Consider the following 12,998-nt stretch of genomic DNA (forward strand, 5'->3'; position numbering starts at 1 on the left):
AAAGTCCCTTTAAAACGTGCCGCTTACTGAGAGCGGCACGTTTTTTTTATGGGCACGGCTCCCCTTTGGCCGGTCGGCTGTTGCTCTGTTGGCGGGGAATCGGGCTGCGTCGTTTTAGCGACAGAATGACGCTTTTGGAATTTCCACGGTCGTTTCCAAGCGTCGCCCTGCCCAGCGTCGGCGCTATGCTCGCTTCATTCACCCATGTTGGAGCTTAGCCATGACCCCCTCTGAACTGCACGATGACGCCATCGTCATCGATGGATTGATCATCGCCAAATGGAACCGCGAACTGCTCGAAGACATGCGTCGCGGCGGTTTGACCGCTGCCAACTGCACCGTCTCGGTGTGGGAGGGGTTTCAGGCCACGGTCGACAACATCGTCAAATCCAATCAGCTGATGGCAGAGTGCAGCGATCTGGTGCGTCCGGTGCGCACCACCGCCGACATCACCCGCGCCAAGGAGGAGGGCAAGACTGGGATCATCTTCGGTTTCCAGAATGCCCATGCCTTCGAAGACCAGATCGGCTATGTCGAGATCTTCAAGCAGCTGGGCGTGGGCATCGTGCAGATGTGTTACAACACCCAGAATTTGGTCGGTACCGGTTGCTATGAGCGCGACGGTGGCCTGTCCGGTTTTGGCCGCGAGATCGTGGCCGAGATGAACCGTGTGGGCATGATGTGCGACCTTTCTCACGTCGGCGCCAAGACCTCCGAGGAAGTCATCCTCGAGTCCAAAAAGCCCGTCTGCTACTCCCACTGCCTGCCCTCGGGCTTGAAAGAGCATCCCCGCAACAAGTCCGACGCAGAGCTGAAGTTCATCGCCGATCACGGCGGTTTCGTCGGCGTCACCATGTTCACCCCGTTCCTCAAGAAAGGCGTCGACTCGACCATCGATGATTACTGCGAGGCCATCGAGTACATCATGAACATCGTCGGTGAAGACGCCATCGGCATTGGTACCGACTTCACCCAGGGACACGGTCAGGAGTTCTTCGAGTGGCTGACCCACGACAAGGGCTACGCACGCCGCCTGACGGACTTTGGCAAGATCATCAATCCCGAGGGAATCCGCACCGTGGGAGAGTTCCCCAATCTCACCGAGGCGCTGCTTAAGCGCGGCATGAGCGAAAAACAGGTGCGCAAGATCATGGGCGAGAACTGGGTGCGCGTGCTCAAGGACGTCTGGGGCGCCTGACGCCGAGCAGATGACTGCCTCCGAAGCGAGGGGCGCCGGGAGCATGCCGTAGAGGAGGTCCGACGCCAGGGATGGCGTCGGTAGCGTCCAAGGATGGATTCATAGCGCCTCCTCGTAGGCATGCTCCCGGGGTAGCCCCGTCGATAACCTGACATAACAAAGATTCGAGGAATATAACCGTGACCAAACTGGCCCCCGCACTGCCCATCGAAGTCGATAGCGAAACCGGCGTCTGGACGAGTGATGCCCTGCCGATGCTGTATGTGCCGCGTCACTTTTTCATCAACAACCACGTGGCCATCGAAGAGGCGCTGGGTGCCGAAAAGTACGCCGAGATTCTCTATCACGCTGGTTACAAAAGCGCCTGGCACTGGTGCGAAAAAGAGGCCGAATGCCACGGCATCGAGGGCGAGGCGGTCTTCGAGCACTACATGAATCGTCTCTCCCAGCGCGGTTGGGGGCTTTTCCTGACTGAGCAGATCGATCTCGACTCGGGTACCGCCCAGGTGCGTCTCGAGCATAGCGCGTTCGTTTACCAACTCGGCAAGACCGGTAAAAAAGAGGAGTACATGTTCACTGGCTGGTTTGCTGGTGCCATGGATCAAATCCTCGCCGCGCGGGGAAGCTCGCTGCGCACCGTGGCCGAGCAGACCCAAAGTGCTGCCGAAGAGGGCTGTGACGTTGGGCTCTTTACCGTCCAGCCGCTGAACGACGCCGCCCGCTAGCCAGAGGTAGAGGAGAGACGTACATGGCATTCGACGCAATTTTTCAGCCGATCGAAATCGGTAAACTGACGATCCGTAACCGTGTGGTCAGCACCGCCCACGCCGAAGTACACGCCACCGACGGCGGCATGACCACCGAGCGTTACGTGAGGTACTACGAGGAGAAGGCCAAAGGCGGCTGCGGTCTATGTATCTGCGGCGGCTCCTCGGTGGTCTCCATCGACAGTCCCCAGGGCTGGTGGAGCTCGGTGAACCTCTCCACCGACCGCATCATTCCGCACTTCCAGAACCTTGCCGATGCCGTGCACAAGCATGGCGGCAAGATCATGATCCAGATTACTCACATGGGCCGCCGCTCCCGCTGGGACGGTTTCAATTGGTCGACGCTGGTCTCACCCTCCGGTATCCGTGAGCCGGTGCACCGCTCTACTTGTAAAACCATCGAAGTCGAAGAGATCTGGCGCATCATCGGCGACTTCGCCCAGGCCGCGCGCCGAGCGAAAGAGGGCGGCCTCGACGGAGTCGAACTGTCGGCCGTGCACCAGCACCTGATCGACCAGTTCTGGAGTCCGCGAGTCAACAAGCGTACCGACGAGTGGGGCGGTAGCTTCGAAAACCGCATGCGCTTCGGTATGGAAGTGCTCAAGGCGGTACGCGCCGAAGTGGGTGACGACTTCTGCGTCGGCATGCGCATCTGCGGCGACGAGTTCCATCCCGACGGTCTTTCTCACGATGACATGAAGCAGATCGCCGCCTACTACGACGCCACCGGCCAAGTCGACTTCTTCGGCGTCATCGGTTCCGGCTGTGACACCCACAATACCCTGGCCAACGTCATTCCCAACATGTCCTACCCGCCGGAGCCTTTCCTCCACTTGGCGGCGGGCATCAAGGAAGTGGTCAGCGTGCCGGTGATCCATGCCCAGAACATCAAGGATCCCAACCAGGCGCAGCGTATCCTCGAAGGGGGCTATGTCGATCTGGTCGGCATGACGCGCGCCCACATCGCCGATCCCCACCTGATCGCCAAGATCAAAATGGGGCAGGTCGACCAGATCAAGCAGTGCGTCGGCGCCAACTACTGCATCGACCGCCAGTATCAAGGCCTGGACGTGCTGTGTATCCAGAACGCGGCGACCTCGCGGGAGTACATGGGACTGCCGCACATCATCGAGAAGAGCGAGGGTGGCAAGCGTAAGGTCGTCGTGGTCGGCGGCGGTCCTGGTGGTATGGAAGCGGCGCGGGTGGCGGCCGAACGCGGTCACGATGTCACGCTGTTTGAAGCGGCGGACGCCCTGGGTGGCCAGATCACCATTGCCGCCCAGGCACCGCAGCGCGACCAGATTGCCGGTATCACCCGCTGGTATCAGCTCGAACTGGCGCGTCTCAAGGTCGACCTGCGCCTCGGTACCCGCGCCGACGAGGCAACGCTGCTCGATTTGCGCCCCGACATCGTCGTCCTGGCCACCGGCGGACAGCCGTTCCTGAGCCAGCACCCCGAGTGGGGCTACTCGGACAATCCCGAGGAAAGCCTAGTGGTCAGTACCTGGGACATCCTCTCCGGTAAGGTCGAGCCGGGGAAAAACGTGCTGATCTATGACGCCATCTGCGAGTTCTCCGGCGTCTCGGCGGCCGACTATTTGGCCGACAAGGGCGCCAAGGTGGAGATCGTCACCGACGACATCAAGCCCGGCGCAGCGGTGGGCGGCACCACCTTCCCGACCTACTACCGCAGCCTCTACGAGAAGGAGGTGATCATGTCCTCCGACCTGATGCTGCATAAGGTCTACCGCGAAGGCGGCAGCCTGGTGGCGGTGCTCGAAAACGAGTACACCGGCGCCCTGGAAGAGCGCGTGGTGGATCAAGTGGTCGTCGAGAACGGCGTGCGCCCCGATGAGTCGCTCTACTACGCCCTCAAGGAGCAGTCTCGCAATAAAGGGCAGGTGGATCTGGAGGCGCTCTATGCGATTCAGCCTCAGCCCTGCCTGAGCGAAGAGGGGGATGGCTTCCTGCTGTTCCGCCTGGGCGACTGCACGGCACCGCGTAATACCCACGCGGCCATCTACGATGCCCTGCGAATCTGCAAGGACTTTTGACCCGAGCGAGAGCCGGGGCGCCGGTGGAAGACCGTAGCGAGGGTCGTTTGACAGGGCCGTAAAACAGTTCCGTACGTTTACGGCATTTCCGCCATCCATGGCGGTCATATGTCGAAAGTAGCGCCCAGGGATGGGCAGACAGCGCCCTCGCCGAGGTCTGCCGCCGGAGCAGCCCCGCCGCGAAAGATGAGGTGAGTACTATGCTCGAAACGCTCTTGCCGATACTGATTTTTAGCGCTTTGGCCCTGGCCGTCATCGGCGCCGTGCGCCGCGTGCGTCTATGGCGCCAGGGGCGCCCGGCGCAGGTCGATCTGCTCAAGGGGCTGATCGCCATGCCGCGCCGCTATTTGGTAGATCTGCACCATGTGGTGGGGCGCGACAAGATGATCTCCAACACCCACGTGGCCACCGCCGGTGGCTTCGTGGCCGCTGCCGTGCTGATGATCCTGGTGCACGGTCTTGGGGTCGCTAACCCCGTGCTGGGTGGATTACTGCTCCTGGCCAGCACTTCGATGTTCGTCGGCAGCCTCTTCGTGGCGCGTCGGCGGCTCGATCCACCCGCGCGGCTCTCCAAGGGGCCCTGGATGCGCCTGCCCAAGAGTTTGATGGCGTTTTCGCTAGGCGTTTTCCTGATCACTCTGCCCACGGTGGGCCTACTGCCCGAAGGGCTGCTGGAAAACAGTGGCGGCTGGCTGCTGGCGCTGGTGCTGGTGGGCGTCGTCGCCTGGGGGCTGGGTGAGATGTTCTTCGGCATGACCTGGGGCGGGCCGATGAAGCACGCTTTTGCGGGGGCTTTGCATCTGGCGTTTCACCGCCGCGCCGAACGCTTCTCGACGCACAAGGGCGGCACCGGCCGCTCGACGGGCCTCAAAGCGCTGAATCTCGACGATGCCAAGGCGCCGCTGGGTGTGGAAAAGCCCGCCGATTTTACCTGGAACCAGCTGCTGGGCTTCGATGCCTGCGTCCAGTGCGGTCGCTGTGAAGCGGTGTGCCCGGCGTTTGCCGCAGGCCAGCCGCTCAACCCCAAGAAATTGATCCAAGACATGGTGGTGGGCATGGCCGGGGGCAGCGACGCGGGCTATGCCGGCTCTCCCTACCCGGGCAAGTCGGTCGGCGAACACGCCGGTGCGCCCCATGCACCCATCGTGGCGCTGGAGGGCAAGGCGCTCGTCGATGCCGAGACCCTATGGTCCTGTACCACCTGCCGTGCCTGCGTGGAAGAGTGTCCGATGATGATCGAGCACGTGGATGCGATTGTCGATATGCGCCGCCACCTGACCCTGGAGCGTGGCAAAACGCCCAATAAAGGCGCCGAAGTGCTCGATAATCTGATTGCCACCGACAACCCCGGCGGTTTCGATCCAGGCTCGCGGCTGCACTGGGCGGCGGATCTCAACTTGCCGCTGATGGCCGATCTCAAGCAGGTCGACGTGCTGCTGTGGCTGGGGGATGGCGCCTTCGACATGCGCAATCAGCGTACCCTGCGCGCCCTGGTGAAAGTGCTGCGCGCCGCCGAGGTGGACTTCGCCGTGCTAGGTACCGAGGAGCTCGATAGCGGCGACGTAGCGCGTCGTCTGGGTGACGAGGCAACGTTCCAGTCACTTGCCAAGCGCAACATTGCCACGCTGTCCAAGTATCACTTCCTGCAGATCGTCACCTGCGATCCGCACAGTTTCCACGTACTGGGCAACGAGTATGGTGAGCTGGGTGGCCACTACAAGGTTCGCCACCACAGCACCTTCATTGCCGAGCTGTATGAGGCCGGACGGCTGGCGTTCGCACCTTGGAAGGGCGGTCGCGTGACGTATCACGACCCCTGCTACCTGGGCCGCTACAACGGTGAATACGATGCCCCGCGCAACGTGCTCAAGGCATTGGGTATCGAGGTCAAGGAGATGGAACGCTCCGGCTTCCGCTCGCGCTGCTGCGGCGGCGGTGGCGGCGCGCCGATTACCGATATTCCCGGCAAGCAGCGTATTCCCGACATGCGCATGAACGACGTCAAAGAGAGCGGTGCCGAGCTGGTGGCGGTGGGCTGCCCGCAGTGTACCGCCATGTTGGAAGGCGTGGTGGATGCCACTGCCGAGGTGCGTGACATTGCCGAACTGGTGGCCGATGCCCTGGTCGAGCGCCCTAATGACCCTGCGCTCGAGGCGGCCCGTCGATCTGCTACCACCACGCCCGCCGAGGAGGTGACCGTATGAGTGAGATCATTCGCCGCGACCCGCGTCGCGAATGGATTGCCCGCAACCGCTTGCACCCCGAGCACGCTAGCGTGGCGTCCGAGATGAATGGCGCTGCTGTCAGCGAGTGGCTGGGGCCCAACGGCGTGATGCGCAAGAACCCCCACGCCATGGGCTTCATCGGCCCCAATGGCGTGAAGCGTATCGACCGCAGCGGTCTCCAGCAGGGCGAGGCATCCACGGCGGCCGCCACGGCCAGCCGTGATAGCCGTCGCACGGTGACCATCGAGCAACCGGCCTTCCTGGTTGCCGTGGTGCCCGATCTGACCGGCGGACGCCTATCCGGTCACGACAAAGATCTGTTGGGCCTGGCTCGGCGGTTGGCGGATGCCGACGCCGAGCGCCCTGGTGCGGTCGTGGCGGTGCTGTTTGGCGAGCACAAAGAGGAAGCGCTAGGTGAAGCCGGTATTGATCGGGTCGTGCATCTGGACGATGAGTACTACGCTGGGTTCGCGCCCGAAGCGCGCCTGGCGGCGCTAAACGCCGTCGAACGGGAGATGGCACCGCGCTTTTGGCTGCTGCCGGACTCGCCGCTGGGCGGTGCCGACCTGGGGCGGCGGCTGGCCGTGCGCCTGGGCGAGCGCGCCGCCACCGGCGTTTGGCAGGTCGATACCGATCCAAGCGCTTCGCTGGGCTGGCGCTGTACCGCACGCGGTGCCGCCGACAGCCTAGACATTCAGCGTCCGCTATGCCGCGTCACCCTGGCGCTGGCCGAGTGCGCCGAGCCAATGGACGAAACGCGCCATGCGGCGGAGCCGGTGAGCCTAGCGGCGTCGATTCCCACCACGCTGTCGCGGATCGAGGATCTGGGGCAGGTGGCCGTGGACCCAGCGGGCGTGGCGCTGGCCGAGGCGGAGTTCATTCTCTCCGGCGGCAACGGTGTCAAAGAGTGGGAGGCTTTCCACCACGCTGCCAAAGTGCTCGGTGCTACCGAAGGGGCGTCCCGGGTGGCGGTGGACGATGGTTTCATGGCCCGCGACCGTCAGGTAGGCGCGACCGGCACCTGGGTCACGGCTCGCGTGTACATGGCCGTCGGCATCTCAGGCGCGATCCAGCACCTGCAGGGCATTCAGCGCTGCGACAAGGTGGTGGCGGTCAACGTCGATCCTGGGTGCGACATGATCAAGCGGGCCGATCTGGCCGTCATTGGTGATAGTACGCAGATTCTGGCCGCCCTGGTGGCCATGGTCGAACGGCAGCGAGGAGGAGAGCGCGATGCGGCCTGATTCAACGCAGCAGAAGCAGCCATCCCAGCAGGCGTTGAGCATCGCGGTGCTGGTTTCCGTTGGTCGCCACCCGACCACCGGTCGTCCGCGGCGTGCCGAGCAGGATGCCCGCGGGCTGGAGCTGGCGCTGGCCATGCAGACCGAGCAGCCGGGCGCGCGGCTAAGCGTCTTGCATGCCGGTCCGAAGGACGATGAGAGCGACGCCGCGCTGCGCGGTTACTTGGGGATGGGGCTCGATGCCATGACTCTATTGGAGCAGCCCGAAGGCAGCGACGCCATTCCGGCGTTGGCCGAGCACCTGACGGCGACGTCACCCCAGCTCGTGATCACCGGCACCCGCGCGGAGCGCGGGGAGGGCTCGGGGCTGTTGCCCTACGCGTTGGCAGAACGCCTGGGATGGCCGTTGATCAATGGCTTGGCGGCCGTCGAAAACGTGGAGAACGGCGTGCTGACCCTGCTGCAGGCGCTGCCACGCGGACAGCGTCGTCGCCTCAAGGTGCGCCTGCCGGCCATCATCAGCGTGGACGAGGCGGCGCCGGTGGCGCGTCAAAGTGCCTTTGGTCCGGCGCGGCGCGGGGAACTGGCCGTCGAGCCGACCCAGCCCGAAGCCGATACGGCACTGGCCGAGTGGCACCTGGCCCCCGCCCGTAAACGGCCCAAGCGTTTGAAGATCGTCAAGGCCGCGTCGGCCAGGGATCGCTTCAAGGCGGCGGCCGCCAAGTCCGAGGGCAAGGGCGGTCAAGTGCTCACCGACGTGACGCCTGAGCAGGGCGCCGAGGCGATCTACAAGCTGCTCAAGGAGGAGGAGGTGCTACGCTGACGTCTATCCCTCTAGCGTTACCTACCAAGCCCGCACTCCCGCGGGCTTTTCATTGCGTGCGCATGTGGGGGCGTTGGTTACTTGGCGCAAAAGGCGGGAGATACCCGTAGCCGCTGGCGTTCGAGGCGCAGGCCTATCCAGGCGTGCAGCACTAGCACCAGGATCACCACGCCGCCACCGATCAGCGTCGAGACGCTGGGCGCTTCGCCCAGTAACCACCACACCCACGCCGTGCCCAGGGCGGTTTCGACCAGATAAAACAGCGCCACTTCGGTGGAGGGCAGGTAGCGGGTGGCGCTGTTGATCAGTACCGTCGCCAAGGGCATTTGCACGAGCCCCATCAAGGCCAGTACGCCGTAGCGCTGGGCATCGAGGGCCAGCGGCGTGGCCATGGAGAGTGCCACCGCGGCGGATAGCAGCCCACCTCCGGCGACCACCGTCATGGTATCGACGGCTGGAAAACGGCGCAGCAGCGTCAGGTTGCCACCGATGGCGACGGAGGCCGCCAGGGCGTACAGGTTACCCAGCAGCATCCCGTGGGCGCCGTGGCCCATGAAGACCAGGCTCATGCCCAGCATGCAGGCCACGATGGCCGCCAGCGTGTGCCGGGCGACCCTCTCCCCCAGGAACATCCGTGAGAACACGGCGGCGAACAGCGGCGCGGTGCTGAGAATCACCACCACGTTGGCAACGCTCGCGTTCATCACCGCCAGCACGAACAGGCTGGAGATCAGCGCCAGCAGAACGGCCGAGGCCAGTGACGCCATCGGGTAACGTCGCAAGGCCGTCAGCCGCTGGCCGACAGTGCATATGAGCCCCAGTACGCAGAACATCAATAGGCCGCGCCAGAAGATGACGGTCCAGCCGTCGGTGGCGGCGAGCCGGATCAGCAGACCGTCGAAACTGAGAAATACCACACCGAGTATCACGATGAGCAGGCCGCATTGATACGTTGTGAGCTGCATGATCGCGTCTCCTTGGTCGTCTTGAAGTGAAGCGCCCGCCGAGTAGGCGGGCGATGGACGTCGTCAGGCCGATGAGGCGAGCGGCCTCGCGGTGATCGTCACTGGGTTGGACGGCTGGCTATTGCCGGGTTCTTCGCGTGACGTTCGCGCACTATCCAGACACCCACGGCACCCGCGATCAGCGGCATGCTGCCGCAGCCGATGGCCAGCAGATAACCGCCCTGAACCGCCCCGCTGGGCAGCGCGAAGCGCTCGGCGAACCCCGCCAGTATGGCGGCGTACTGCCGCCACAGAAACACGCCGATGGCGACGCCCGAGAGCATGGTGCACAGGGCGATCCAGCGGGTGCCGGATACCCAGCCGCTCATGGCGCTGGCATCGAATTCGTGCAGAAAGGCTCGATACGCCGACTCGGCCTCGCTCACCTGGGTCACACGCGAGGCCAGCGTAATGGCCACCAGGGCCAAGAGCGTGCTGAGCAGCACCGGATGCAGGTAGACGGGCAGACTAAGCCACTCGGCCTGCACCATCAACGAGAGCGCGACATTACCGGCAAAGCCTACGACCAAGCCCCAGCTTGCGCCCGCCGCGGTGATGCGACGGCTCCAGATGCTCATCAGCGCCACTGGCCCCCAGGAGGAGGCAAACAGGGTCGCCGCGAACCACACCACCGACATGACGGCGGGGGGCTGAAACAGTGCCAGCAGCAGCGCGATCAACCCAGCCACCAGCACCGCGATGCGGCTCTTGCGCATGGCCGACCGCTCATCCGTGGAGGCGGGCAGGATGTCGTTGGAGAGGCTGAAGCCAATGATCGATAGAAAGGTCGAGCAGGAGGAGAGCCCGGCAGCGAACACCCCGGTCAGAATGACCACCCCCAGCCAGGTCGGCAGCACGTTGAGCGCCACCCAGACCATCGAACGCTCTGGTTCGAGCGTCGAGTCGTACAGGTTGATCGCGGCGCCGGTCATCATCATCAGTGCGTAGAAAACGGCCAGCGCCACGGCAGTGAGCATGGCCGAGCGCATCACCACGTGCTCGTTACGGGCCATTAAATAGCGGCTGGACTGCCAGGGGCTTGCCGCCAGCACTGCGGCCCACACGAGCCCCAGGGTGAGGCCCCACACCAGCGCTTCGCCAGCAGAAGAGAAGCTGGCCTCCGGCCCGTCGATCACCCCATGCCAAAGCGCAATGCCGGGTTTGTCGGTCTGGATCAGCAGCCCCTCGACGACCCCGCTCCAGCCGCCTAGGTCGTGGATGACATACAGCGACCCGCCCACGGCGGCCAGGGAGAAGATCACGAACATGATGGTATCGGTGAGCATCACCCCCGGCGAGCCGGAGTAGAGGATGAAACCGGTGTAGGTCGCCCATACCAGCACCAGACCCACCCAGTAGGGCATGCCGGTCAGTTCGGCGAACATGATGCCCGCCCCCTGCATCACGCCCAGCAGGTAAGCCCCTAAGCCAATGATCGTGGTGAGACCGGCGATGGCCTGTACCCGACGCGAGGCAAAACGCTTGCCGAAGAACTCCGGCACGGTGCACGCGCCGCTGCGGCGCAGGTAGCGGCCGAACACCAGTGCCCCCAGCAGGCAGCCCGACGTGCTGACCGCCGCAAAGATCAGCATCACGAACGGATAGCCCTGGTAGGCAAACCCCGTTTCGCCTAGAAAGGCGCTGGTACTTAGGTAGCTGGCCACTAGGGTGCCGAGAATGAAGAAGGTAGGCGCATTGCGGCCAGCGACCAGATAGTCGTCCAGCCCCTTGACGCGCCGTCCGGCCAAATGACCGATCACGAAATAGCCGACCAGGCTTAGCAGTATTGCGATGGTGTAGATCATGGGGGGCGCCGTGGAGTCGTTGAAGTTATGTCGTATGACGTGATGTGAATGACGTCATCTTAATGGTGCAGCGCGTGGCGGGACGACTCATTGCCAGCAGCGCCCTATAGTGCCGGAATCACGACACGCTGTCCGAAAAACGAACGGGGCGCCATGTGCGTGGCGCCCCGTCATCTGCCGTTAATTGACGCGATCAGACGACGGCGTTGGGCACCGTGTTGATCTGCTTCCACTCTTTGTGCAGCCCTTTATAGAGGCTGAAACACATCAGCAGCAGCACGATGGTGAAGGGAAGGCCGGTGGCGACCGCGCCCGCCTGGAGTGCCGTGAGGGCAGTGCTGCCTCCGCCGTAGAGCAGCACGCCGGCAATCACACCCTCCAGGGTGGCCCAAAAGACGCGCTGGCTTCTGGGCGCGTCGGTCTTGCCGCCCGCGGTGATGTTGTCGATGACCAGCGAGCCGGAGTCCGAGGAGGTGATGAAGAAGACCAGCACCAGCACGATGGCCAGCGTCGAGGTGATACTGGTCAGGGGCAACTGCTCCAGCATATGGAACATGGCAAGCGAAACGTCACTGATGCCGTTGGCCAACTCACCGACCCCGTTGGTCGCTTGAGAGAGCGCCGTGCCGCCAAAGGTGCTCATCCAGACCAGCGTGACCAGCGTTGGCACTAACAGTACCGCAATCAAAAACTCACGAACCGTGCGTCCCTTGGAGACGCGAGCGATGAACATGCCGACGAACGGTGACCAGGAGATCCACCACGCCCAGTAGAAGATGGTCCAGCCGTGGTACCAGGTGTCATCCTCGCGGCCGATCCAGTTCGACAGCGGCAGAAGATAGCTGGCGTAGTCCACTGCGGTGGTGCCGATACCCGTCAGGATCATCAGGGTCGGGCCCGCGACGACCACGAACAGCAGTAGCGCCGCCGCAATGACCATGTTGATGTTGGAAAACAGCTTGACACCGCCATCGATGCCCCGCCATACCGAGATCAGCGCGATGACCGTGACCACGACGATGATCGCCAGCTGGGTGCCAATGGTATTGGGCACGTCGAACAGGTAAGCGAGGCCGCCTGCCGCCTGGGTCGCGCCAAACCCGAGCGAGGTCGCCAATCCGAAGATGGTGGCCAGTACGGCGAGAATGTCGATGACATGGCCAGCCCAGCCGCGGGTACGCTCGCCCAGAATGGGGTAAAAGGCGGAGCGCAGCGTCAGCGGCAGTCCTTTGTTATAGGCAAAAAACGCCAGCGAAAGCGCGACGACGGCATAGATGGCCCACGGATGTAGTCCCCAGTGGAACATGGTCGCGCCCATGGCGGCGCTGGCGCCCTCCGGCGTGCCCGCGGGCGCGTTGAGGGGGGTGCCGTACCAGTCGGTGTAATAGGCCACCGGTTCGGCGACGCTCCAGAACATCAGGCCGATCCCCATGCCCGCTGCGAACAACATGGCAAACCAGGAGGTGCGTGAGTACTCCGGTTTGGCATCTTTGCCGCCCAAGCGAATTCGGCCGAGGGGTAAGCAGATCAGTATCAGGCAGAAGACTACGAAAACGTTACCCGCCACCATGAAGAGCCAGTCGAAATGCTCGATCGACCAGTTCTTGGCGAGACCCAATTGTGCGTTCGCGGCGTCTGGATAGACCAGCGCATAGATAATGAAGAGCAGGATGGCGAGAGCGGAGAGTGGGAAGACGGGGTTATGGAAGTCCAACCCCAGTATCTGTTTGTTGTCCTGTCCAGGCGACAGAACGGGATCATCGTCGTTGTTCATCGCGTTTCCTTTTAGGTTGTTGTAGTGCGTCGAGCAGGATAGGCACCGCCGACGTCGGAAATTGTTGAGCGTGTTCGAGGCGAGAAGTATCTCGAAAGCGACCTCTA

9 protein-coding genes are annotated in these 12,998 nt (G+C 63.4%); 6 read left to right on the plus strand and 3 right to left on the minus strand.

Annotation, left to right across the window (positions count from 1 at the left end; genetic code table 11):
* Positions 1-220 precede the first annotated feature (220 nt).
* The 6 genes from GYM47_RS05695 to etfB all read left to right on the plus strand — a co-directional run bounded on the left by GYM47_RS05695 (position 221) and on the right by etfB (position 8,308).
* Positions 221-1,198, plus strand: coding sequence for a dipeptidase (locus tag GYM47_RS05695; RefSeq protein WP_139525507.1), 978 nt, complete (start codon positions 221-223; stop codon positions 1,196-1,198).
* A gap of 179 nt (positions 1,199-1,377) precedes the next feature.
* Positions 1,378-1,923 carry a DUF5943 domain-containing protein gene (locus GYM47_RS05700; protein WP_139525508.1) on the plus strand — a complete coding sequence of 182 codons (546 nt, stop codon included), beginning with the start codon at positions 1,378-1,380 and terminating at the stop codon, positions 1,921-1,923.
* A 23-nt stretch (positions 1,924-1,946) separates the two neighbouring features.
* Entirely contained in the window at positions 1,947-4,019 is a 2,073-nt protein-coding gene (gene dgcA, locus GYM47_RS05705; RefSeq protein WP_153842374.1) for a dimethylglycine demethylation protein DgcA, read from the plus strand.
* Positions 4,020-4,219: 200 nt separating this feature from the next.
* The gene (locus GYM47_RS05710) at positions 4,220-6,223 is read left to right on the plus strand and encodes a (Fe-S)-binding protein (RefSeq protein WP_153842375.1); all 2,004 of its coding nucleotides are present in this window, start codon (positions 4,220-4,222) and stop codon (positions 6,221-6,223) included.
* Positions 6,220-7,488: an electron transfer flavoprotein subunit alpha gene (gene etfA, locus GYM47_RS05715; protein ID WP_153842376.1), complete on the plus strand. Its 1,269-nt coding sequence runs from the start codon at positions 6,220-6,222 to the stop codon at positions 7,486-7,488. Before GYM47_RS05710 ends, etfA begins: the two co-directional genes overlap by 4 nt.
* Complete coding sequence (etfB, locus tag GYM47_RS05720) at positions 7,478-8,308, plus strand: electron transfer flavoprotein subunit beta (RefSeq protein ID WP_153842377.1); 831 nt, start codon at positions 7,478-7,480, stop codon at positions 8,306-8,308. The genes etfA and etfB overlap by 11 nt, the downstream gene beginning before the upstream one ends.
* Before the next feature lie 77 nt (positions 8,309-8,385).
* Here etfB and GYM47_RS05725 read toward each other — a convergent pair whose 3' ends face one another.
* The 3 genes from GYM47_RS05725 to GYM47_RS05735 all read right to left on the minus strand — a co-directional run bounded on the left by GYM47_RS05725 (position 8,386) and on the right by GYM47_RS05735 (position 12,891).
* A complete protein-coding gene (locus GYM47_RS05725) occupies positions 8,386-9,273 on the minus strand; it encodes a DMT family transporter (protein ID WP_153842378.1) in 888 nt (295 codons plus the stop codon).
* Positions 9,274-9,371: 98 nt separating this feature from the next.
* Positions 9,372-11,117: a sodium:solute symporter family protein gene (locus GYM47_RS05730; RefSeq protein ID WP_153842379.1), complete on the minus strand. Its 1,746-nt coding sequence runs from the start codon at positions 11,115-11,117 to the stop codon at positions 9,372-9,374.
* 193 nt (positions 11,118-11,310) lie between these two features.
* Positions 11,311-12,891, minus strand: coding sequence for a BCCT family transporter (locus GYM47_RS05735; RefSeq protein WP_153842380.1), 1,581 nt, complete (start codon positions 12,889-12,891; stop codon positions 11,311-11,313).
* Positions 12,892-12,998 lie beyond the last annotated feature (107 nt).

The sequence above is a fragment of the Vreelandella piezotolerans genome (assembly GCF_012427705.1).
In the GTDB taxonomy this organism is placed as follows: domain Bacteria; phylum Pseudomonadota; class Gammaproteobacteria; order Pseudomonadales; family Halomonadaceae; genus Vreelandella; species Vreelandella piezotolerans.